Source organism: uncultured Alistipes sp., assembly GCF_902388705.1.
GTDB lineage: Bacteria > Bacteroidota > Bacteroidia > Bacteroidales > Rikenellaceae > Alistipes.
Window position 1 is genome coordinate 117,769 of the sequence record NZ_CABMQJ010000005.1, and the last position, 22,031, is coordinate 139,799.

The window sequence follows — 22,031 nt, forward strand, 5'->3', positions numbered from 1 at the left end:
ACCCCTCGATGAAAACCCCGAAACCCATTCTCCTGCTGTTGGCCGTATGCTGTGCCGCCGTCTTTCCTGCCTGTGCGCAGGAGCCCCGCCTGCATCGGGTGCAAATCAACTCCATCGAAGAGCTGCAGGCTTATTTCACCTACGATCCCGCCCGCGACATCATCGTCAGCGGCCACCGCGGCGGCATGATGCCCGGTTATCCGGAAAACTGCATCGAGTCGTGCGAAAAGACGCTTTCGATGATGCCCACTTTTTTCGAAATCGACTTCAGCTTCACCCGGGACAGCGTCATGGTGCTGATGCACGACCTGACGCTCGACCGTACGACGACCGGCAAAGGCCGCGTGGCGGACTACACCTACGAGGAGCTGCGCCGGCTGAACCTCGTCGACCGCGACCGGAACGTCACGCCCTACAAGATTCCGCGCCTGAAAGACGTGCTGGAGTGGGGCAAGGACAAGGTGGTCTTCAACTTCGACAACAAATACATCAACACCAAAGGCGTGAGCGACGAGGTGCGCCGCGCCAGCCTCGACTACTACATCAAACAGTTGCAGCCCGGCGGCGAATGGTCGATGTACCACAATATCATGTTGAGCGTCCGCTCGCTCGAGGAGGCGCTCTATTACTGGAACCACGGTATCCGCAACGTCATGTTCTGCGTCGAAATCAGTTCGATGGAACATTTCAGGGCCTACGATGCCTCGCCGATTCCGTGGAAATACATCATGGCCTATATCCGCCTTGCGGTCAATCCCGAGCTGCAACAGGTTTACGACCTGCTGCATGCCGAGGGCGTGATGACGATGACCTCGATTACGGGGTCGTCCGACAAGGTGAAAAATCCCTACGACCGCCGCGTGGCCTACCTGCGCGAACTGGTCGCCGAACCCGATATCATCGAAACGGACTATCCGTCGGAATTCATCGGCCTGCCGTGGTCGCGCGACGCGCTCCACGCCCTGCAGGACGCTGCGGTCAGGGGTAGCCGGCCTAATCTGAAGTAAAACCCGAACCAACCTGAATAAATGTCTGCAAAACAACTTAATCCGGCCTACGCCGGTATGACCGACCAACAGGTCAAACGTTTCAAATACTGGGAATTCCGCACCATGGCGATGTGCATCTTCGGTTATGCGCTGTTCTACTTCGTCCGCAAGAATCTGAGTATCGCCATGCCCTATCTCAACGAGGAGATGGGTATCTCGAAATCCGATCTGGGATTGTTCCTCACGCTCCACGGACTGATTTACGGACTTTCGAAATTCGTCAACGGCATCTGGGGCGACCGCAGCAACGCGCGCTATTTCCTGGTGACGGGACTCGTTTTCTGCGGCGTCTGCAACCTGCTGTTCGGATTCAGCTCCTCGGTGCTGGCGCTGGGTATCTTCTGGATTCTCAACGGCTGGTTCCAGGGCATGGGCGTGCCGCCCTGCACGCGGCTGATGACCCACTGGATCGTTCCCGAGCGGCTCGCGACCAAGATGTCTGTCTGGAACACCTCGCACTCCATCGGCGCCGGGCTGGCCATCATCTTCTGCGGCTACGTCGTCAGCCTGAACTGGGGCGCGTGGTTCGACGCCTCGTCGATGCTCTCGCAGCACTGGCGCTGGTGTTTCCTGCTTCCGGCGACAATCGCCATACTGGGCGCCGCCGTCGTGTGGGCCTTCGTCCGCGATACCCCCTCGTCGGTGGGACTTCCCGAACTGAAAACCGGTAAAACGGAGGCGAAACCGCAGACCAAGGCCGAGGAAAAAGCCGAGTACAAGGCCTTCCTGCGCCGCAAGGTCTTTATGAACCCGACAATCTGGATTATCGCCGTGGGCAACTTCTTCGTCTACATCGTGCGCTTCGCCGTGCTCGACTGGGGCCCGACGATGCTCAAGGAGCACCTGCACATGGACATCAGCCATGCAGGCTGGACGGTCGCGGCGTTCGAAATCGCCGGGATTGCCGGCATGCTCGCCGCAGGCTGGGCCACCGACCGCTTTTTCGGGGGCCGTGCGCCCCGCACCTGTGTGATTTGCATGCTGATGGCTGCCGTGTGCCTCGTGGGGCTCTATTCGCTCAACGAACATACGCCGCTGATTGTGGCAATCCTGATTCTCATGTCGGCCGGGTTCTTCATCTACGGCCCGCAGGCCCTCGTGGGCATTGCTGCGGCCAATATCGCCACCAAGCGGGCCGCTGCCACGGCGGGCGGTTTCTGCGGCCTGTTCGGCTACGGAAGTACAATCGTATCGGGTTGGGGACTGGGTATGCTGGTGCAGTATACCGACTGGAGTGTGGCGCTCTATACGCTGGTGGGCATGGCGCTCGTCGGTACGGCGATTTTCGCCGCCGCATGGAAAGCCAAGCCCAACGGCTACGACGACTGAACGCTTTTTTAGGTTAATGATAATTGTGTGAAAGAAACCCCCGCAGACTTCCTTGACTGCGGGGGTTTCGTTGGCGCCTGACGTCGGGGCGGGAAACGGTTCGCACGGCTGCCGGGAGCGATCTTTCTTCCGGCGGCCGCAGGAGGCTATTCCACCGTCACCGATTTGGCGAGGTTGCGCGGCTGGTCGACATTGCGGCCCTTGTTGACGGCGATGTAGTACGCCAGCAGTTGCAGCGGCACCGAAACGACAATCGGCATCAGGCAGTCGGTGATTACCGGCACTTCGATTGTGTAGTCGGCGCTGCGGCGCACGTGCGTATCGTCGCGGGCGATGACGGCGATAATTTTGCCGCCCCGGGCGCGGATTTCCTCGATGTTGCTGGCCGTCTTTTCGTAGGTGTTGTCCGGTGTGGCGATGGCTACGGTCGGCATTTCGTTGTCAATCAGGGCTATGGCGCCGTGTTTCATCTCGGCGGCGGGGTAGCCCTCGGCGTGGATGTAGGAGATTTCCTTGAGTTTCAGGGCTCCCTCCATCGCCGTGGGGTAGTTGTACCCGCGCCCCAGGTAGATGAAGTTGTGGGCGTAGGTGAATATTTTCGAGAGGTCGGCAATCTGGTCGCCCAGTCCCAGTACGTCTTCCAGCACGGCGGGCAGTTCCAACAGCCCCCTGGCCACCTCGTGGTAATACTCCTCCGTTACGGTGCCTTTTTCGCGGCCTACGGCCAGCGCCAGCATTGCCATGACGGTCACCTGACCGGTGAACGCCTTGGTCGAAGCGACGCCGATTTCCGGCCCCACATGGATGTATGCGCCCGAATCGGTCGCACGGGCGATGGACGACCCCACGACGTTGCAGATGCCGAACACGAATGCCCCGGCCTTGCGGGCCAGCTCCACGGCGGCCAGCGTGTCGGCCGTTTCACCCGACTGCGACACGGCGATTACGATGTCGTCTTCGTGGATAATCGGGTTGCGGTAGCGAAATTCCGAAGCGTATTCCACTTCGACCGGAATCCGGCAGATGTTCTCAATCAGGTGCTCGCCGATCAGCGCCGCGTGCCACGAGGTGCCGCACGCCACGAAGATGATGCGCCGTGCTTCGAGGAATTTCCTGCGGTTGTCGATTACGCCCGACAGTTTCACTTCGCACGTGTCGGGGTTTATGCGCCCGCGTATGCAGTCCACGATGGTCTTGGGCTGCTCGTAGATCTCCTTGAGCATGAAATGGGGATAGCCGCCCTTTTCGAGCTGCGAAATGCTCATCTGGAGTTTCCGGATGTCGATTTTCCCCTCGTGGTTGTCTAGCGTGACGATTTTCAGGGGTTTGTTGCGGTTGATGACCGCGATTTCCCCGTCGTTTACGTAGACGAAATCCTGCGTGTATTCGATAATCGACGCGGCATCGGAGCTCAAAAAGTACTCGCCCTCGCCGATGCCGATGGCCATCGGGCTGCTCTGGCGCGCCGCGATGATTTCATCGTGGTTGCCTTTCTCGATTACGGCGATGGCATAGGCTCCCACGACCTGTTTCAGCGCCTGCTGCACGGCCTCCAGCAGGGGACAGCCGTTCGTGGTGCGGATATACTCGATCAGGTTGACCAGCACTTCGGAATCGGTGCTGCTGCGAAACGTATAGCCGTGCTCCTCGAGGGCGTCTTTCAGCACCCGGAAATTCTCGATGATGCCGTTGTGAATCAGTGCGATGTTCTCCGACTCGGAGTAATGGGGGTGGGCGTTCACGTCGTTCGGCACGCCGTGCGTCGCCCAGCGCGTGTGCGCTATGCCGATGTTTCCGCCGAGCTCCTTGCCGGCGAGGAAATGTTCGAGATCCGAAACCTTTCCCTTGCATTTGTAAACGTTCAACGCACCGTCGCCGCCTACCATGGCGACTCCCGCGCTGTCGTAACCGCGGTATTCGAGCCGGTGCAACCCTTTCAACAGAACGGGGCAGGCCTCACGCCCGCCGACATATCCTACAATCCCACACATCTTTACTAATGTTTGAAAATTTCATTCCGTCAAAAATAAGAAAAAAATTTAAAAATGATATTCAGCCGACATTAAAAAGGAAAAAAGCACCAAAATTGGTGCTTAATGGATATATTTCAGAATCTCTCCGACAATCGTTTCGTTGCCCGCGGCCTGCGACACGCCGCGGTTGCGCCTGAATTCACATACGACGCCTCCGGCTTCGCGGACAATGAGATTCGCCGCGCAGACGTCCCATTCGTGCAGCGCCAGTTCCCAGTATCCGTCGAGCAGTCCGGCGGCGACGCAGCTCAAATCGTAAGCTGCCGAACCCAGCCGGCGCACGTCCCGGACATAGGGGACGATTCGCGCGACGTTGTCGCTGTTGTTGTCGGGGTCGACATCCTTGTCGTATGGAAATCCCGTGGCGAGCACCGACGTCGAAAGGGTCTGTTTTTCGGACACGTGGAGCCGCTTCGCTTCGCCCTGCCCGCATTGCATATAGGCCCCGCCGCCTTTGGTCGCCCAGAACATCTCGTCCAGATAGGGGGCATAGACGACACCTGCAATGGTTTCGCCCTTGTACTGGAGCGCAATCGAAACGGAGAACAGCGGTAGCCCCTGACTGTAATTCGTCGTACCGTCGAGCGGGTCTATCACCCAGCGGTAGTCGCTGCCTGCGGTGCCCATCGTGCCGCCTTCCTCGCCGAGTATCCCGTGGCCGGGATAGCGTTCCGTAATGGCCGTCACGATATACTCCTCGCTCTGCTTGTCGGCGCGTGTTACGACATCGTAGACGTTCGACTTGGTTTGAATGCCCAAGTCGTTACCCCGGAAGTAGGAGAGTTGTATTTTTCCGGCCCCTTTCGCGAGCGGAAATATGAAATTCAGAAATTCCTCGTACATAGGCTGTTACTTCTCCTCCGCAAAATACTTGTAGAACAGCGGAATGGTTTCCACGCCTTTGTAGAACTGGTCGAGTCCGTAGCTTTCGTTGGGCGAGTGTATCGCGTCCTCCGCAAGTCCGAACCCGATTAAAAGCGACTTGATGCCCAGTATCGATTCGAATCCGCTGATAATCGGAATCGAACCACCCGAATAGAACGGCAGGGGCTTTTTGCCGAACGTATCCGTTACGGCTTTTTCCGCGGCCCTGTATGCCGGCATATCGGTGGGTGCCACGTAGGGCATGCCGCCGTGGAGCGATTTGACCTTGACTTTCACGCTTTTGGGCGCTATCGATTTGAAGTGCTTTTCGAAAAGCCTGCTGATTTTACGGTAGTCCTGATTCGGCACCAGGCGCATCGATATCTTGGCCGAGGCTTTCGACGGAATCACCGTCTTGGTGCCCTCTTCGGTATAGCCGCCCCAGATGCCGTTCACGTCGAGCGAGGGCCGTACGCCCGTGCGCTCGAGCGTCGTGTAGCCCGCTTCGCCTTCCACGTCGCCGATTGAAAGCGACTTCTTGTAGGCTGCGAGGCTGAACGGCGCCTTGTTGAACGCCTTGCGCTCGGCGGGCGTCAGTTCGCGCACGTCGTCGTAGAACCCGGGAATCGTCACACGCCCGTTTTCATCGACCAGTTGCGACACCAGGCGCGTCAGCACATTGGCCGGGTTGGCCACCGCACCGCCGAACAGGCCCGAGTGCAAATCTTTGTCGGGGCCCGTCACCTCGACCTCCATGTAGGCGAGGCCGCGCAGCCCGCAGGTAATCGACGGGGTCTGCATCGAAATCATCGACGTGTCCGATACCAATATTATATCGGCCTTGAGCATCTTTTTGTTCTGCTCGCAGAATTTATAGAGGCTCGGCGAGCCGATTTCCTCTTCGCCCTCGAGCATGAATTTGACGTTGCAGGGAAGGCTGTCCGTGGCGCACATCGCCTCGAACGCCTTGGCGTGCATCCACAACTGGCCCTTGTCGTCGTCGGCGCCGCGTCCCCGGATGCGTCCCTCTTCGATAACCGGCTCGAAAGGCTCCGTGCGCCATTCGCTGCGCGGGTCGACGGGCATCACGTCATAGTGGCCGTAGACCAGCACGGTCTTGGCCTTGGGGTCGACAATCTTCTCTGCGAAAACGACCGGATTGCCCTCCGTCGGGAATACCTCCGCATGGTCGGCGCCCGCTTTGGCGAGTGCTGCGGCCAGCCATTCGGCGCACCGCACCATGTCGGGTTTGTGCTCGCTCTGGGCGCTAATCGACGGAATGCGGAGCAAGTCGAACAATTCGCTGATAAAACGGTCTTTATTCGATGCTATATAACTTTTTACTTTATCCATTGCAAGGGATTTATTCGGTTTTCTTCAATACGTAGTTTTCGGCCAGCACCCCGGTAATCGGCTGTTTGTCGGCGTCGAGTTTGCGCAGGCGGTTCTCCTCGACCTTGTAATAGTCGGGCTGCCCGTCGGTCGGGGTGAGGGTCAGCAGGTTTTCCCTGACGGTATAGGTGCCCTTCTCGTCGAACTCCGAATCGCGGTCGATATATTTCATGTGCAGGCTGTACGCGCCGTCCTGCTTGAGCGTCAGGCGCATGTCGATGCCCGGGCAGTCCGCTGCCGGGAACGTTCCGGTGTAGGTGCCCCGGTAGTCGAGCGCATTCTCGGCGTTGTGCATGTCCGCAACTGTTTCGGAAGCGTCTTTCGCGCCCCCGGCAGCCGCCTTTTTCTGTGTATTTCCACCGCAGGCCGCGAACATCGCCGCAGCCGCAAGGATTAAAAATTTACTCTTCATAGTCCTCATTTTTAAATATTGCATATCGTCTTTATCTCTCCGATAAACCGTTGCGCCAGCGCGTCGGCTTCGGCCATCGATTTCGCCTCGGTATACACGCGTATGATGGGTTCCGTGTTCGACTTGCGCAGATGCACCCAGTTCTCCGGGAAATCGATTTTCACACCGTCAATATCGTTCACGTTCTCATTGGCATAACGCTCTTTTATCTCATGCAGTACTTTATCCACGTCGATGGCAGGTGTCAGCTCGATTTTGTTCTTCGAGGCGTAGTACGACGGATAGGTCGCACGCAGTTGCGTCACGGTCATTCCCCGGTGCGAAAGCCACGTCAAAAAGAGTGCCGTCCCGACCAGTGCATCGCGGCCGTAGTGGAGTTCGGGATAAATCACGCCGCCGTTGCCCTCGCCGCCGATGACGGCGCCGGTCTCTTTCATTTTCGTCACGACGTTCACTTCGCCGACGGCCGCAGCGCAGTACCTGCCGCCGTGCCGTTCGGTCACGTCGCGCAGCGCCCGCGACGAGGAGAGGTTCGAAACGGTATTGCCCCCCGGATGTTTCGAGAGGATGTAATCGGCCACAGCCACCAGCGTGTACTCCTCGCCGAACATCGAGCCGTCCTCGCAGACGAACGCCAGCCTGTCCACATCGGGGTCGACGACGATTCCCAAATCGGCCTTTTCCCGGCGGATAACCTCCGAAATCGCAGTCAGGTTCTCCGGCAGCGGTTCGGGGTTGTGGGCGAATTCGCCCGTCGGCTCGCAGTTGAGCTCCACGACTTCGCAGCCCAGTCGACGCAGCAACTCCGGCATCACGATGCCGCCCACCGAGTTCACGGCATCCACCACGACCTTGTAGCGGCGCGCGCGGACGGCTTCGGCGTCGACCAGCGGAAGCGCCAGCACCTGCTCGATATGCCGTTCGTTGAACGGCTGGCGCGAGAGCACATGCCCGATGCCGTCGACGGTGGGGTATGCGTAATCCTCCTCCCCGGACATCGCCAGCACGCGCTTGCCCTCGGCATCGGAGAGGAATTCGCCGTCGGCATTGAGCAGTTTCAGGGCGTTCCACTGGCGGGGGTTGTGCGATGCAGTGACGATGATGCCGCCGTCGGCCTTATGCGTGATAACGGCCATTTCGGTGCCCGGCGTAGTGCACAGTCCGGTGTTGATAACGTCCGCGCCACAGGCCAGGAGCGTGCTTTCGACCAGCCCGGCGACCATTTCGCCCGAAATACGGGCGTCGCGTCCTACGACTATGGTAAGTTTTTTGCCCGGGTTGCGCTGTGCGATGAGGCGTGCGTATGCCGTCGTGAACTTCACCACGTCGGGCGGTGTCAGGTTCTCCGCCTGCGGGCCGCCGATGGTGCCGCGAATGCCGGATATGGATTTTATGAGTGTCATAATTAAAGTTTTGATACCGTGTTTTAGCGATACATATATTTATGAAAAATAACTTCCGAAGTTTTGATATTCGAGGTAAATATATTACTTTTATGCCAATTATGAAAATTAAAAAACCACTATTATGAGAACGATTCCCGCTTCCGAATTGATAATCAACGACGACGGTTCCATTTTCCACCTGCACCTGCTGCCGGAACAACTTGCCGACACGGTGATCCTCGTCGGTGACCCGGGCCGTGTGGCCATGGTCGCGGAGCATTTCGACACCCGCGAGTGCGAAGTGTCCAACCGCGAGTTCAAGACCGTGACGGGTACCTATAAAGGCAAGCGCATGACCGTGCTCTCGACGGGCATCGGCATCGGTAACATCGACATCTCCGTCACGGAGCTCGATGCGCTGGCCAACGTCGACTTCGCCACCCGGCAGGAGAAAGCCGTGAAGCGGCAGCTTACGCTGGTGAGGCTCGGTACGTCGGGCGCCGTTCAGCCCGACATCAAGGTGGGCGAGTTCGTCTTTTCGCGCACGTCGGTGGGCTTCGACGGCCTGCTCAACTATTACAAAGGCCGCAACGAAGTCTGCGACCTCGAAATCGAGAAGGCGTTCATGGCGCATGTGGGGTGGAACGAACTGCTGCCGAAACCCTATTTCATCGATGCCGACAAGACGCTTTTTGACCATTTCAGCGACGTGACGCGCGAGGGTATCACCATCGCCGCGCCGGGCTTCTATGCGCCGCAGGGACGCTGGGTGCGCCTCGAACCGCTGGACGCGAAGCTCAACGGGAAAATCGAGTCTTTCGACTACCACGGCCGCCGCATCACCAACTTCGAAATGGAGGGTTCGGCGCTCGCGGGCCTCGCAGCCCTGATGGGGCACCGCGCCGCGACCATCTGCACCATCATCGCGCAGCGCATTGCGCAGGATGTGGATACGGATTACAAACCTTTCGTGCGCAAGATGATATCGACGGCGCTCGACAAACTCGCAGTTTTAAAGTAAAGAAACCATAACAGAAAATAAAGAAAGGAAACAAACGTATGAAATTTTCAGTATCAAGCTCGGCACTGCTTTCGCTTCTGGCTACCACCGGCAAGGTTATCAGCAATAAAAACACGCTGCCCATCCTGGATTACTTCCTCATGGAGCTCAACGGCAACGAACTGAAGGTCACCACCTCCGACCTCGAAACGACGCTTATCGGTTCCATTACGGTCGACAGCGTGGAGAGCGAGGGTACGATTGCCGCCCCCGCCAAACTGATGCTCGACTCCCTGAAAGAGTTTTCCGAGCTGCCGCTGACCATCGACGTCAACGACAAGAACTGGGAAATCCGGATTAACTGGAAGAGCGGTTCGCTCTCGATTCCTGGCGCCAGCGCCGTAAGCTATCCCGCCGTGCCGCAGTTGAGCGCCGAGAAAAAGGAACTCAAACTGAATGTGGACACGCTGGTGAACGGTATCAACAAGACCATCTTCGCCACGGCCGACGACGAGCTTCGCCCCGTGATGAACGGTATCTATATCAACCTGACTTCCGAGTCGTTCACCTTCGTGGGAACCGACGCGCACAAACTCGTGAAATACGAGGCCGAGGCGGAAAACGGCGAAGTGAACGCTTCGTTCATCCTGCCCAAGAAACCGGCCAACCTGCTCAAATCGGTACTCCTGAAGGAGGACGACGCCATCGAGGTGAGCTTCGACTCGAAGAACGCGCTGTTCAAACTCAAGAGCCATACGCTCGTGTGCCGCCTTATCGAGGGCAACTACCCGAACTACAACGCCGTGATTCCGGCCAACAACCCCAACAAGGTGCTCGTAGACCGAATCGAGCTGGTGAACGGCATCAAGCGCGTAGCCGTCTGCTCGAACCCGACCACGAACCTGATTCGCATGGATATCGGCGACAACAAAATCAACCTCACGGCACAGGATATCGACTTCTCGGTGTCGGCCAACGAGACGATTTCGTGCAGCTACGACGGCGAGGAGATTACAATCGGTTTCAAGTCGACGTTCCTGGTCGAGATACTCTCGAACATGGACACGCCGACCGTTGTGGTCGAACTGGCCGACTCGACGCGTGCCGGCGTATTCAAACCCGTCTACGACGACAAGCAGACCAGCGCTACGCTCATGCTGCTCATGCCGATGATGATCAACGCATAACGCCCGCCAGATGAAGTTAAACCTCAAACGCCCCATCATTTTCTTCGACCTCGAAACCACCGGCGTGGATACCGCCAAAGACCGTATCGTCGAAATTTCGATGGCCAAGATCATGCCCGACGGCGAGGAGATCGTAAAAACCCGCAAGATCAACCCCGGGATGCATATCCCGGAGGAGTCTACGGCCATCCACGGCATTACCGACGAGGATGTACGGGACTGTCCGACGTTCGCGCAGGTGGCCAAATCGCTCGAGCAGTTCATCCGCGGCTGCGACTTCGGCGGCTTCAACTCGAACCGTTTCGACCTGCCGGTGCTGGTCGAGGAGTTCCTGCGCGCCGGTGTCGACGTGGACTTCAAACGCCGCAAGTTCGTCGACGTGCAGAATATCTTCCACAAAAAGGAGCAGCGCACGCTGGTGGCGGCCTACAAGTTCTACTGCGATAAGGACCTGGACGACGCCCATTCGGCCGAGGCCGACACGCTGGCCACGTACGAGGTGCTCAAGGCGCAGCTGGAGCGTTATCCCGATTTGGAGAACGACATCGACAAGCTGGCCGAATTTTCGACCCGCGGCGATACGGCGGACTATGCCGGGCGTATCCTCTACAACGAGAAGGGCGAAGAGGTTTTCGGCTTCGGCAAATACAAGGGCCGCTCCGTCGCCGAGGTATTCCGCATCGAACCGAGCTATTACGCCTGGATGATGAACGGCGATTTCCCGCTCTATACCAAAAAGGTCATTACGGAAATCCGTATGCGTGAAAAAATGAAATGACGATGAAGCGACTTTGTGCGACAGCCTTGCTGCTCCTGTGGAGCGTGTGTGCCTTTGCGGTGGAGAAGTCCGGAACGATAGTTTATATCAACGGTTCGAAATTCTACATTCATACGGTGCAGCCGGGCGAAACGCTGTACGGACTTTCGAAGACGTACGATGTGGGGGAGAAAGTCATCCTGCAGTATAATCCCTCGGTGGGCGAGGGGCTGCGCGCCGGGGAGAATATCAAGGTGCCTTTCGTGACCGATGTTCCCCAGCCCAAATCGGAACGCAAGCTGCGCAAGACTTTCGACACGCACACCGTGATGCAGGGAGAAACCCTCTACGGCATTTCTCGCAAATACGAAATTCCGATACAGACCGTGGTCGAGGATAACCCGAACCTCGACCCCACGCACCTGCGGCTCGGGGAGCGCATCCTGATCCGCAAGAAGGAAATCGGATCCGAGGACGAGGCTGGGAGCCGGGAGCAGTGGGAAGCCTACCGCAACTCGCTCAACAGTGTCGCCGAGGAGGGGTATGCCTACCATATCGTGCATCCGGGCGAAACGTTCTATTCGCTTTCGCGCCGCTTCGGAATTACCGAGGAGCAGCTCGGAGCGCTCAACGGGGGGCTGAAAGCCGCCGACCTGAAAGCCGGTGCCATCATCAAGGTGCCGGGCTCGGCCGAGCAGCTTGCTGCAGCCGAAAACCGGAACGGGGCCGACACCGTGCGGCAGGATTCCATTCCGGACGTCTTTCCGGCCACCAAGGTGGCGGAGGTCGAATTCCGCGCCCTGCGCCGCAGTGCGACGCTCAACGTGGCGCTGCTGCTGCCGATGGCCGTAGGGAGCGATACCAATGCCAATTACCTCGAATTCTACCAGGGATTTCTGCTCGGGCTGGACAGCGTAAAGACCAAATACGGCTGTTCGGTGCATGTCGACCTGTACAACACGGCGCGCAGCCCGGAGAGAATCCGCGCAATCACCGAAAGCGACGAATTCCGCAAGGCCGGCCTGATTGTCGGCCCGGTATACGAAGAGGGGCTCTATCCGGTCATCCGCTATGCCGAGGAACACGATATTCCCGTCGTGTCGCCTTTGGCCAATATCGCGGAGATGAACAGCGACGTGCTGTTCCAGATGGCCCCCGACCCGTCCCGCAAGTGGGAGAAAATCGCCGACCTGGTCAACGGCGACAGGCAGGTCACGTTGATTTACACCGACAGCACGGACAAGGATTTCGAAGCCGAGGTGCTCGCGCTGCTCGGCGACTCGGACTACCGGAAGTATACTTATCAATATGTCCATCCGTCGAAACACTCGGCCAACAACCCGGGCGACCTGACGCCGCTTCTGGATAACGGCAGCGACAATGTTTTCATCGTCATGGCCGACGACGAGGTCGATGTGGAGCGCATTCTCGCGGCTATCGCTTCGGCCGACACGGGCATCACGAGCCGCGGACGCACGGCGCCGCGTTTCGTTGTGCTGGGCAACACCCGGTGGATGCGAGGCAGCCGTTACAACAACCTCGACCGTTCGATATTCTTCAAGGACCGCGTCGTTTTCATCTCGAGCTACCACGCCAAACGCGACTCGCGGGCGATTCTCGACTTCGACAGCGCCTATATCCGCGCTTTCGGCTCGCTGCCGACGCTCTTTTCCTACCGCGGCTACGACACGGCGCTGGTCTTCTGCCCCGCGATGTACGGCGATATCGAGTACGACCTGGAGGGACGCAGCTATACGCCGCTGCAGACGCCCTATGTTTTCGGACAGGGCGAAGGGCGTTACAACCACCTCAACCGCAACTGGGTGCGGGTGAATTACAACAGCGACTTTACGATAACCATCGAATAAGGAGATTATGGCAGCTTTGACCAATGCGATACCCGAGAAAACCATCGAGCGATTGAGCGAATACCGACGCACGCTACTGGCGAGCCATAAACAGGGAATCACGCACATCTTTTCGCACGTACTGGCGGGCATTCACGGCATCACGGCCGTGCAGGTTCGCCGCGATTTGATGCTTATCGGCTTCTCGAGCGACACCAAGAAGGGCTACGACGTGCAGGTGCTCATCGAGTACATCAGCAAAATCCTCGACAGCCCCTCGCAGATGAATATCGCCGTGCTGGGTATGGGACACCTCGGCCAGGCCATCACGAAGTATTTCAACGGCAAGGGTCTCAAACTGCGGATTACGGCCGCTTTCGACGTCGACCCCGGGAAGGTCGGGAAGACCATCGACGGTATTCCGTGCTACCACATGGATACGTTCGAAGAGGTGGTCGAGGACAAGGATATCAGCATCGTCATCGTTTCCTCGCCGACGCAGGTGGCCCCGAACCTCGTGGTGCCGATTATCAATGCCGGCATCAAGGGCGTGCTCAACTTCACCTCCACGCCGCTGAATTTCCCGCAGGGCATCGTCGTGGAGAACTACGACATCACCACGCTGCTCGAGAAAGTGGCCTACTTCGTCAAGGAGAACGAAGAGGGCAGCAACAACGCCTAAAACCGCGGCAGGGAGCGAGTGATGAGGGTATTTCACGGTTTCGATGCACTTCCGCACTTCACGCATCCCGCGGTCACCGTCGGGTCGTACGACGGCGTCCACAGCGGCCATCTGGCCCTGCTGCGCACGCTGGCCGATACGGCACGCGCACAAGGCGGCGAAAGTGTCGTGCTCACATTCGAACCGCACCCGCGCATCACGCTCGGCAAAGCCGAAGGGCTGCGCCTGCTGACCTCGCTCGAAGAAAAAACCTGCCTGCTCGAACGGCAGGGTATCGACAACCTGATTGTCATTCCGTTCGACAGGGCGTTCAGCAGCCTTTCGCCCGACGAGTTTATCCGCAGCTACCTCGTGCAGCGCGTCGGCGCCGAAGCCCTGGTCGTGGGGTTCAACCACCGCTTCGGCCGCGACAAGCAGGGCAGTTACGACTACCTCGGCAGCCACGGTTTCGGCCTGCGCGTCGTGGAAGTCGGCGAATGCGACGTAGATGCCGAAAAGGTGAGTTCCACGGTTATCCGCCGCCTGGTCGCACAGGGCGATATGGCGCGTGCGGCGCGCCTGCTGGCCCATCCCTACCTCGTTATCGGTACGGCGGAGCGGAACCGCATCCGTACGGACGAATCCCTGAAACTGCTTCCGCCCCCGGGCGAATACGACGTACATATCGGCGACATCCCGGCCCGGCTCTCGGTCGGCGCCGCACAGGAACTGATAATCCGCGACGGCTGTCCCGACGGGCGCGCTGTCCTAACATTTTGAATCTATGCTCTCTTACGATTGCCAAATCCGCGTGTGGTACAAACACACCGACCAGATGGGCATCTGCCACCATTCGAATTACATTTGCTATTACGAGGCCGCGCGCAGCGAGCTGCTCCGCTGGCTGGGCATGTCATTCGCCGAAGTCGAGAAACGGGGTATCATGATGCCGATTCTCGAAGTGCAGTCCAAATACCACCGTCCTGCGTACTACGACGAACTGCTCACGGTGCGCATCATGCTGAAAGAGCTGCCCGCGGCACGCATCAATTTCTTTTACGAAATCTACAACGAGAAGGGCGAACTGCTCAATACGGGCATGACGCAGCTCGGCTTTATCCACAGCGACACGCGCCGTCCGTGCCGCGTTCCCGACTGGTTCATGCAGCTGGTCGCCGGCAAATGGACGGAATAGGGGGACTTTAACGCCGCCGTCGCATGCAGCTGCTCACAGAAAGGCTCCGGATTGTTCCGCTGACGCTCCCGCAGCTGGATTCGTGGCTGCACGCTGTTCCTGCGTTGGAGCGGGAACTCGGATGCCGCTGTCCGGCTCCGCCCTGCGGGGAGTTTGGCCGGATTGTCGAGAAGCAGCGCACCGTTGCAGCCGGAGACGCGGAGCATTATCTCTTCCATACATTCTGGCTCCTTATCGAGAGGGCCGGGAACGAGGTGGTCGGCTCCGCCTGTTTCAAAGGGGCGCCGAATGCCGACGGGGAGATTGAAATCGGCTACGGCCTGGAACCGGGTTGGGAAAAGCAGGGGTACATGAGCGAAGCCGTGCGCGCCTTGTGCACATGGGCAGGGCAGCAGCCGGGCGTAAGGCATGTCACAGCCGAAACCGCCCCCGATAACCTCGCCTCGCAGCGCGTGCTGCAGAGGGCCGGATTCAGCCCCTGCGAGTCCGGCGCGTCACGGTGGCGGCGGTAATGTCCGGTTCCCCGGTCGAATGGCGAGGATATTCGGCCCGATGCGCCTGACGCTGTATGTTTGACTGAAAAAAAGGCCGCCCGGCAAGGGGCGGCCTTTCCTATCGGGTATCGGGATTGCAGACACGAATATGGCCTGTCGCGTACTGACGGTTTTCGGATGTTATACCGCATGAAAACCGTCCCGCGCCGCGCCTATTCGAGCAACCCTTTGAGCGTCGTTTTCATCGTTTCGTGGTTGCGGAAATCGTTGCGCAGTTTGTAGCTGCCGTCCCTGTTCACAAGCACATAGGAGGGAATTCCGTCGATTTCGAATTTCTCGCAGATATATCTCCACTGTTCGGGATTCAGCCGGTAGTGCCTGCCTTGTATCTTGGCGATGCTGGTCTTGTATGTCGCCAGCGGCGAGGTTTCGTTGGCGATATATATCCACACCAAATCGTCGCTTTTCAGCTCTCCGCTCTTGAGCGGCTCGTTGGCTTTGAGCGCATTGCGGCAGGGGCCGCACCACGTATTCCAGAAATCGACGAGGACGACCTTGCCCTTGCAGGGCGCGATGATCGCATCGAAAAGTTTGTCGACGGCGACATCCGGCGTCGTTTCGATGCGTATGTCCTTTACCGCCTCCAGCTTCTCGCGCACCCGTGCCTGCATCGCTTCGCACGCCTCGGCGTAGAAGGGTTCTTTGAGCGAGTGGAGCAAATCGAGGTCTTCCTGTGTGAGTTCGTTGTTTTCCGCTTTGGACGGCAGCCGGCCGATTTTGGGCAAATCGGCTAAAACGCCCTCTTTCACATTCGCAATGGCCGCCCAGTCTACATTTTCCGACAGCACGGCCCCCGTGTAGTCGAAGAGTGATTCCGCCATGACCAGTTTCGGATTGCCGACATCGAAAAGTTCGCTGATGGCCGCATAGTGCTCCGGCTTGAGCTCGGCGAACTTATAATCGAGCGTCACACCGCGGTCCCACTGATTGTTCTTCGAGCGGTAGTTGTGCTCGAGCAGGTAACCGCCGTTGGTCATGGCGCCGAGCGCTTCCTGCTGCAATGCGAGCATCGACATCTCTTTCATCATGCCGGACATGCCGCTACCGGCGATGCTGTCGGCAAGGGCCCTGTATTTCGATTCGACCATCTGCGTATATTCGTCGGCGCTCATCCGGTAGTCCGCGAAATTGCCGTCCAGGCAATTCAGGCTGTATACGTTGCCGGTATTCATGCCCGCCTGCGCGTTCAGGTCGGCATACATTCCGGTCGTATAGATTTTGCGGACGGCGGGCATCTCCCGCTCCTTGTTCCTGCGCTGCACGATGGCACGGCCGCCCGCGCCCAAATCCATATAGACATCGATGGTTTCGCCGGGGGCAATCCAGCATTGTCCGAATATCGAACCGTATACGACGAATGCCGTTGCCGTGCCGTACTGTTCGAACGTGACGGTCGCCGTACCGTTTTCCGGGTCGATGGCCGCTATGTTTTCCTTCTGCCCGTTCAGCAGCGAATTGACGTATACCGCTATCTCCCTGTTCATGCCCTCCCGGTAGCCGAGCAGGCGGATGTTCAGGGTCGTTTTGCCGACGGCAAGCACCGGATCGGGCACGGGACCGTCTTTCGGGGCCTTCTGCAATTCCCGTGGCAGCCCTTCGGGATAGCGCGGATACTCGGTTTTTCCCGTCAGGTCGATGCCGTAGAGTTTGAAGCAGTCGTCGCAGTCCGATTCGATGAAGTCGAACGACTTCGTTCCCCGGGGCAGCGGCCCGAATTTCAGCACGAACGAGGCTTCGCCCGAATCGGGCATCCAGAACAGCGAATCGGGCTGTATGCCCTCGCTGCCCTGCAGCATGTATTTCTGCCCGTCCGCTGCGAGGTAAGTCCCGGCGTCGATGCGAATCCAGTTGCGCGGCCGGAAATAGGCGTCGACGTGCAGCACGGTCGCCGTGTCGCTCAATTCTATTTTCGGAATGTCGAGCGTCATGGTGTTCGCGGCCCCGATCAGGGGATTCTCGACCACACGGTTCCGGGGCGTGCAGGACGCAAGCAGCATACCGGCGACAAGAGCGGTCAGCAATAATTTTTTCATGGGAAAAAGGTTTAGAAGTGGTTGTATAAACAAATATAACCTTTTTATCCTGTTTGAGCAACTTTTTCCGAGAAAGAAAGCCTCCCGCCGCAAAGACAAAAAAAGGGAACCGCCACCCGAACGTGCGGTTCCCCTCCTCATTAACCCCTGGCGGGTGCTATTTTTCGATCAGCGAAATCGAGCGCTGGATGAAATCCGTCAGGTTCTTGCCTTTGAGCATGCCGTTGGTGAGCAGCGCAAGGTCGATAATTTGCTTCACGAGCCGGTTTTCACCGCCGATCTCGCGCAGCCGCTGGTCGCGCTGGTCGCGCAGCGTGACGATTTTCTTCGACAGTTCTTCGCGCGTGGACTTTTCCTCCGGCGTCAGCTCCTCCTCTTTCTTGTCCTTGGTAACCTCCTCGAAACGCTTCTCCTCGGCTACGGCCGCATCGATTTTCTTGGTAACCGACTTCAGTTTGTCGCCGTAGGCCTTCTCGGCATCGGCGAGGATGTCTGCGACGATGGGGTGGTTGCCGTTCACCGCAATGGTGAAGTTGTCGGGCATTTGGCCGTAGAACTGGCTCATACCGCCACCGCCCGTTGCGGCCATCTCTTTCATACGGCGCATGAATTCGTTCTGCGTGATGACCACCGGCGCCTCGTCGGGCGACATCGCTTCGAACGATATGTTGTAGTGAATCTTCTCGTCCCGGGGCATCTGGCTTTCGAATACGGGGCGCAACAGCTCCTGCTGGGCCTCGGTGAGCGACATTTTAATGTTTTCCTCTTTCTGGATGAGTTTGTCGACCACGTCGCTGTCCACGCGTACGAAGCGCGTGTCCTTGTTCTTCGACTCATACCAGTTGATATAGTGGTTGTCCAGCTGTCCGTCCATCAGCAGCACATCGTATCCCTTGCCTTTGGCCGCTTCGAGGAATGTATGCTTCTCCACGGGGTCGTCCACATAGAGGAACACCACCGTCTTGTTCTTGTCGGTCTGGTTCTCTTTCACTTTCTCGAGATACTCCTTGGGCGTGAAATACTTGCCTTCGATATTCTTCCAGAGCATAAAATCCTGCGCTTTTTCGGCGAATTTCTCGTCGGTGAGGATGCCGTACTGGATGAAAATCTTCAGGTCGTCCCATTTCGACTCGTAGTCCGCACGCATCGTATTGAACAACTCCTGCAGGCGATCTGCCACCTTGCGGGTGATGTAGTTCGAAATCTTCTTCACGTTCGCATCGCTCTGCAGGTAGCTGCGCGACACGTTCAGCGGAATGTCGGGCGAGTCGATCACGCCGTGCAGCAGCGTGAGGTACTCCGGCACGATGCCCTCGACCTGGTCGGTTACGTAGACCTGGTTCGAGTAGAGCTGTATCTTGTTCTTCTGGATTTCGAAGTTGTTGTGAATCTTCGGGAAGTAGAGGATGCCCGTGAGGTGGAACGGGTAGTCGATGTTCAGGTGGATCGAGAACAGCGGCTCGTCGCTCATGGGGTAGAGCTCGTGGTAAAATTCCTTGTACTGCTCTTCGGTGATGTCTGCGGGCTTGCGCGTCCACAGCGGGTCGATGTTGTTGATGATGTTATCCTTGTCCGTATCGACGTATTTGCCGTCTTTCCACTCCTTGACCTTGCCGAACGCAATCGGAACCGGCAGGAAGCGGCAGTATTTACGCAGCAGCTCCTCGATTTTCGAACTTTCGGCATACTCCAACGAGTCCTCCGACAGGTGCAGGACGATCGTCGTACCGCGGTCGCGGGCCTCGTCGGTCTCCTCCATCTCGAACTCGGGGGTTCCGGTGCAGCTCCAGTGTACGGTCTTTGCGTCCTTTTTGAAGGATTTGGTGAATATCTCGACCTTGTCGGCCACCATGAACGACGAGTAGAAACCCAGTCCGAAATGGCCGATGATAGCCTGGTTCTTGTATTTCTCCATGAACTCCTCGGCGCCCGAGAAGGCAATCTGGTTGATGTACCTGTCGACCTCTTCGGCGGTCATGCCTACGCCGCGGTCGGTTACGGTCAGTGTTTTGGCCTCTTTGTCCACAGCCACACGAATCGTCAGGTCGCCCAGTTCGCCTTTCATTTCGCCGATGGACGAGAGGGTCTTCAGTTTCTGGGTCGCGTCGACTGCGTTGGAGATAAGCTCGCGCAGGAAAATTTCATGATCCGAATAAAGGAACTTCTTGATAACGGGGAATATGTTCTCCGTCGTTACTCCGATTTTTCCGTTTTTCATAGTTTTATCGTTGTATTTTAATTTGATTCGTATGTCCCTGTACCAACAAACCGTGTGCCACCGCCCGAATCCTGCCAAACTGTCAGTCCCGCATGACAAAGCCCGCCGCAGAAAAGTTGCGGCGGCAAAAAAATTGCTGTATATTTGTCGTATAAAACACCACCACTATGGATTTTCTCACCCTTGCAAAAAAGCGGTATGCCTGCCGCAAGTATACGGCGGCCAAAGTCGAACCCGAAAAACTCGGCGTTATCCTCGAAGCGGGACGCGTCGCCCCCACGGGAGCCAACCGCCAGCCCCAGCGGCTTGTCGTCGTACAGTCGCAGGAGGGCATGGAACGCCTTGCCCGCTGTACGCGCGATTTCGGGGCCCCGTGCGCCATTATCGTCTGCGCCGACACGTCCGAAGCATGGACGCGCAAATACGACGATAAAATGATTGGCGACATCGACGCTTCGATTGTCACCGACCACATGATGCTGGCGGCCGCCTCGCAGGGACTGGATACCCTGTGGATATGCATGTTCAAGCCGGAAGCCGTGCGCGAAGAATTCGGCCTTCCGGACAATATCGAACCCGTAAACATCCTGCTCGTCGGCTACGGCGCGGGCATCCCGGCTGACCCGAACCGTCACGACATGCTCCGCAAGCCGCTGTCGGAAACGGTCGTTTACGAGCATTTCTGACCCGCGGACCCAAACGGCGCTGTCTGTAAAACACCGAAAAGAGGATATTCCGACGGAATATCCTCTTTTCGGTTGGCGTGCATGCGGGGGCGAAATAGCTATTTCGCGTAAAGCCGGAACTTCATGCTCCACTTGTCGCCCGGGGCAATCGATTGGAAGCCTGCGGCTGCCGGGTCGGCGAGGTTCGGGGCATTGGTCGTCCACGACTGCGGTTCGGGACAGCAGTAGGGCACCCGGCCGCCGTTGTTCCAGATTGTCCAGCAGGTCGTCTGGTGATCCACTTCATAGAACGTCCGTACTCCGGTGCGGACATTTTCGACCAGAGCGCCCCGGAACGGGCTGCCGTCGACCTCGATTTCGCGCAGCGTGAAAGCCGCCTCGATCGGCGGACATCCCGTTACCTGCAAGCCTCCGTCACGCAGTTTGGCAAACTGCTCCGATAGTGGCAACATCCTGCCTGTCGGAAGTTTGCGGCCGTCCAGTTCAATCTGATCTCCAACTGCGACGCGCATTACGTAGTCGCTGTCCGCACCTCCGGCAAAAGGAATGCGCATCGGCGTGTGAAAGCCGACGCCGACGGGCATCGGCTGCCGGCTGCGGTTGGCGAACATCACCTCCTGCTCCAACCCCTGCGCCGTGAGGCGGTAGACGACCTTGCATTTGAATTCGTGCGGGAAATCCCGGAAGAGCGCATCGTTGCCCGCATTCGAATAGTAGCGGCACTCCACCAGCACCTCTTCCCCGGTTTCCCATGCTTTCGATACGGCGAAAGGCTGGCTTTTGAGGATTCCGTGGTGGTAGTTGTGCTCGGTTTCAATCGTAATCGGGAACTTGTACACACGCCCCTCGAACGTATAACGCCCGTCGGCAATGCGGTTGGGCGGAAACAGCAGCGGCAGTCCGAAGACATGCGGACGCCTTTTGAACTCGTCGGCTTCGTCCGCCGTGACAGGCGCGCGCAATATCTCCGCACCCAACTGCGTCTGGGCCAGCCGCACGAGGTTGGCGCCCATGCCGGGCACAAGCAGGGCCGTATAGCCGCCTTTGGCGAACTCCACGGCCCGGAACCCGTACCAGTCTATGCTGCGAAGCATTTAGAGCAGTTTTTCGATCTTCGCAACGAGTGCGTCTTTCGATGCTGCGCCTACCTGTTTGTCGACCACTTCACCGCCCTTGAGGAAGATGATGGTGGGAATGTTGCGCACACCGTATTTCATCGTGAGTTCGTCGTTCTCCTCGACGTCGCATTTGCCGATGACGACGCGACCCTCGTACTCGGCGGCGAGTTCGTCCACGATGGGTGCTATCATGCGGCAGGGGCCGCACCATTCGGCCCAAAAATCGATAACGACAGGCTGCTCCGACGCGAGCACCTCCTGATAATTCTCCTTTGTGATTGCTAAAGCCATAATTATTGGATTTTAATTGT

At 58.0% G+C, this 22,031-nt stretch carries 20 protein-coding genes; 11 read left to right on the top strand and 9 right to left on the bottom strand.

Features of this window, described 5'->3' with window-relative positions:
• Window positions 1-8: 8 nt before the first annotated feature.
• Both QZT71_RS03205 and QZT71_RS03210 read left to right on the top strand, forming a co-directional pair.
• Window positions 9-1,007 (top strand): glycerophosphodiester phosphodiesterase family protein, encoded by a 999-nt coding sequence (locus QZT71_RS03205; RefSeq protein ID WP_295912361.1) that lies wholly within the window; start codon window positions 9-11, stop codon window positions 1,005-1,007.
• A 21-nt stretch (window positions 1,008-1,028) separates the two neighbouring features.
• Window positions 1,029-2,378 carry an MFS transporter gene (locus QZT71_RS03210; protein WP_295912364.1) on the top strand — a complete coding sequence of 450 codons (1,350 nt, stop codon included), beginning with the start codon at window positions 1,029-1,031 and terminating at the stop codon, window positions 2,376-2,378.
• A 146-nt stretch (window positions 2,379-2,524) separates the two neighbouring features.
• On the opposite strand, the gene glmS is transcribed toward QZT71_RS03210, so the two are convergent.
• The 5 genes from glmS to glmM form a co-directional block, all read right to left on the bottom strand.
• A complete protein-coding gene (gene glmS / locus QZT71_RS03215; RefSeq protein ID WP_295912367.1) occupies window positions 2,525-4,369 on the bottom strand; it encodes a glutamine--fructose-6-phosphate transaminase (isomerizing) in 1,845 nt (614 codons plus the stop codon).
• Between the two features lie 102 nt (window positions 4,370-4,471).
• Window positions 4,472-5,254 (bottom strand): inositol monophosphatase family protein, encoded by a 783-nt coding sequence (locus tag QZT71_RS03220; protein WP_295912369.1) that lies wholly within the window; start codon window positions 5,252-5,254, stop codon window positions 4,472-4,474.
• A 6-nt stretch (window positions 5,255-5,260) separates the two neighbouring features.
• A complete protein-coding gene (locus QZT71_RS03225) occupies window positions 5,261-6,628 on the bottom strand; it encodes a dipeptidase (RefSeq protein WP_295912372.1) in 1,368 nt (455 codons plus the stop codon).
• A gap of 10 nt (window positions 6,629-6,638) precedes the next feature.
• Window positions 6,639-7,079 (bottom strand): copper resistance protein NlpE, encoded by a 441-nt coding sequence (locus QZT71_RS03230; protein ID WP_295912375.1) that lies wholly within the window; start codon window positions 7,077-7,079, stop codon window positions 6,639-6,641.
• A gap of 11 nt (window positions 7,080-7,090) precedes the next feature.
• On the bottom strand, window positions 7,091-8,482 hold the full coding sequence (gene glmM / locus QZT71_RS03235) for a phosphoglucosamine mutase (protein WP_295912377.1): 1,392 nt from the start codon (window positions 8,480-8,482) through the stop codon (window positions 7,091-7,093).
• A gap of 121 nt (window positions 8,483-8,603) precedes the next feature.
• Between glmM and QZT71_RS03240 the strand changes: the two genes are divergently transcribed.
• From QZT71_RS03240 to QZT71_RS03275, 8 genes are read left to right on the top strand one after another with little or no spacing between them, the layout of a single operon-like run.
• Complete coding sequence (locus QZT71_RS03240) at window positions 8,604-9,485, top strand: nucleoside phosphorylase (RefSeq protein ID WP_295912419.1); 882 nt, start codon at window positions 8,604-8,606, stop codon at window positions 9,483-9,485.
• Between the two features lie 38 nt (window positions 9,486-9,523).
• The gene (dnaN, locus tag QZT71_RS03245; RefSeq protein WP_295912379.1) at window positions 9,524-10,651 is read left to right on the top strand and encodes a DNA polymerase III subunit beta; all 1,128 of its coding nucleotides are present in this window, start codon (window positions 9,524-9,526) and stop codon (window positions 10,649-10,651) included.
• A gap of 10 nt (window positions 10,652-10,661) precedes the next feature.
• Window positions 10,662-11,429, top strand: coding sequence for a 3'-5' exonuclease (locus tag QZT71_RS03250; RefSeq protein ID WP_295912381.1), 768 nt, complete (start codon window positions 10,662-10,664; stop codon window positions 11,427-11,429).
• Window positions 11,430-11,431: 2 nt separating this feature from the next.
• Window positions 11,432-13,276, top strand: a complete 1,845-nt coding sequence (locus tag QZT71_RS03255) for a LysM peptidoglycan-binding domain-containing protein (protein ID WP_295912384.1) — start codon at window positions 11,432-11,434, stop codon at window positions 13,274-13,276.
• A gap of 7 nt (window positions 13,277-13,283) precedes the next feature.
• Window positions 13,284-13,937 (top strand): redox-sensing transcriptional repressor Rex, encoded by a 654-nt coding sequence (locus QZT71_RS03260; RefSeq protein WP_295912387.1) that lies wholly within the window; start codon window positions 13,284-13,286, stop codon window positions 13,935-13,937.
• Window positions 13,938-13,958: 21 nt separating this feature from the next.
• Complete coding sequence (locus QZT71_RS03265; protein WP_295912422.1) at window positions 13,959-14,696, top strand: FAD synthetase; 738 nt, start codon at window positions 13,959-13,961, stop codon at window positions 14,694-14,696.
• Between the two features lie 4 nt (window positions 14,697-14,700).
• Window positions 14,701-15,111 (top strand): thioesterase family protein, encoded by a 411-nt coding sequence (locus QZT71_RS03270; protein ID WP_295912389.1) that lies wholly within the window; start codon window positions 14,701-14,703, stop codon window positions 15,109-15,111.
• A gap of 23 nt (window positions 15,112-15,134) precedes the next feature.
• Window positions 15,135-15,623 carry a GNAT family N-acetyltransferase gene (locus QZT71_RS03275; RefSeq protein WP_295912392.1) on the top strand — a complete coding sequence of 163 codons (489 nt, stop codon included), beginning with the start codon at window positions 15,135-15,137 and terminating at the stop codon, window positions 15,621-15,623.
• A gap of 194 nt (window positions 15,624-15,817) precedes the next feature.
• On the opposite strand, the gene QZT71_RS03280 is transcribed toward QZT71_RS03275, so the two are convergent.
• Window positions 15,818-17,698, bottom strand: a complete 1,881-nt coding sequence (locus QZT71_RS03280; RefSeq protein ID WP_295912394.1) for a thioredoxin domain-containing protein — start codon at window positions 17,696-17,698, stop codon at window positions 15,818-15,820.
• Window positions 17,699-17,855: 157 nt separating this feature from the next.
• Window positions 17,856-19,916, bottom strand: a complete 2,061-nt coding sequence (gene htpG, locus QZT71_RS03285; RefSeq protein ID WP_295912396.1) for a molecular chaperone HtpG — start codon at window positions 19,914-19,916, stop codon at window positions 17,856-17,858.
• A 167-nt stretch (window positions 19,917-20,083) separates the two neighbouring features.
• Here htpG and QZT71_RS03290 point away from each other — a divergent pair, with 167 nt between their 5' ends.
• Window positions 20,084-20,602: a nitroreductase family protein gene (locus QZT71_RS03290; protein ID WP_295912399.1), complete on the top strand. Its 519-nt coding sequence runs from the start codon at window positions 20,084-20,086 to the stop codon at window positions 20,600-20,602.
• Window positions 20,603-20,700: 98 nt separating this feature from the next.
• On the opposite strand, the gene QZT71_RS03295 is transcribed toward QZT71_RS03290, so the two are convergent.
• Both QZT71_RS03295 and trxA read right to left on the bottom strand, forming a co-directional pair.
• Complete coding sequence (locus QZT71_RS03295; RefSeq protein ID WP_295912401.1) at window positions 20,701-21,696, bottom strand: aldose 1-epimerase; 996 nt, start codon at window positions 21,694-21,696, stop codon at window positions 20,701-20,703.
• Window positions 21,697-22,011 (bottom strand): thioredoxin, encoded by a 315-nt coding sequence (gene trxA, locus QZT71_RS03300; RefSeq protein WP_295912404.1) that lies wholly within the window; start codon window positions 22,009-22,011, stop codon window positions 21,697-21,699.
• Window positions 22,012-22,031: the final 20 nt, after the last annotated feature.

Excerpts from the sequence above, each read along its gene's own strand:
- QZT71_RS03205 (WP_295912361.1), top strand. The coding sequence starts at position 9 with ATGAAAACCCCGAAACCCATTCTCCTGCTGTTGGCCGTATGCTGTGCC.
- QZT71_RS03210 (WP_295912364.1), top strand. The coding sequence starts at position 1,029 with ATGTCTGCAAAACAACTTAATCCGGCCTACGCCGGTATGACCGACCAA.
- glmS (WP_295912367.1), bottom strand. The coding sequence starts at position 4,369 with ATGTGTGGGATTGTAGGATATGTCGGCGGGCGTGAGGCCTGCCCCGTT.
- QZT71_RS03220 (WP_295912369.1), bottom strand. The coding sequence starts at position 5,254 with ATGTACGAGGAATTTCTGAATTTCATATTTCCGCTCGCGAAAGGGGCC.
- QZT71_RS03225 (WP_295912372.1), bottom strand. The coding sequence starts at position 6,628 with ATGGATAAAGTAAAAAGTTATATAGCATCGAATAAAGACCGTTTTATC.
- QZT71_RS03230 (WP_295912375.1), bottom strand. The coding sequence starts at position 7,079 with ATGAAGAGTAAATTTTTAATCCTTGCGGCTGCGGCGATGTTCGCGGCC.
- glmM (WP_295912377.1), bottom strand. The coding sequence starts at position 8,482 with ATGACACTCATAAAATCCATATCCGGCATTCGCGGCACCATCGGCGGC.
- dnaN (WP_295912379.1), top strand. The coding sequence starts at position 9,524 with ATGAAATTTTCAGTATCAAGCTCGGCACTGCTTTCGCTTCTGGCTACC.
- QZT71_RS03250 (WP_295912381.1), top strand. The coding sequence starts at position 10,662 with ATGAAGTTAAACCTCAAACGCCCCATCATTTTCTTCGACCTCGAAACC.
- QZT71_RS03255 (WP_295912384.1), top strand. The coding sequence starts at position 11,432 with ATGAAGCGACTTTGTGCGACAGCCTTGCTGCTCCTGTGGAGCGTGTGT.
- QZT71_RS03260 (WP_295912387.1), top strand. The coding sequence starts at position 13,284 with ATGGCAGCTTTGACCAATGCGATACCCGAGAAAACCATCGAGCGATTG.
- QZT71_RS03265 (WP_295912422.1), top strand. The coding sequence starts at position 13,959 with ATGAGGGTATTTCACGGTTTCGATGCACTTCCGCACTTCACGCATCCC.
- QZT71_RS03270 (WP_295912389.1), top strand. The coding sequence starts at position 14,701 with ATGCTCTCTTACGATTGCCAAATCCGCGTGTGGTACAAACACACCGAC.
- QZT71_RS03275 (WP_295912392.1), top strand. The coding sequence starts at position 15,135 with ATGCAGCTGCTCACAGAAAGGCTCCGGATTGTTCCGCTGACGCTCCCG.
- QZT71_RS03280 (WP_295912394.1), bottom strand. The coding sequence starts at position 17,698 with ATGAAAAAATTATTGCTGACCGCTCTTGTCGCCGGTATGCTGCTTGCG.
- htpG (WP_295912396.1), bottom strand. The coding sequence starts at position 19,916 with ATGAAAAACGGAAAAATCGGAGTAACGACGGAGAACATATTCCCCGTT.
- QZT71_RS03290 (WP_295912399.1), top strand. The coding sequence starts at position 20,084 with ATGGATTTTCTCACCCTTGCAAAAAAGCGGTATGCCTGCCGCAAGTAT.
- QZT71_RS03295 (WP_295912401.1), bottom strand. The coding sequence starts at position 21,696 with ATGCTTCGCAGCATAGACTGGTACGGGTTCCGGGCCGTGGAGTTCGCC.
- trxA (WP_295912404.1), bottom strand. The coding sequence starts at position 22,011 with ATGGCTTTAGCAATCACAAAGGAGAATTATCAGGAGGTGCTCGCGTCG.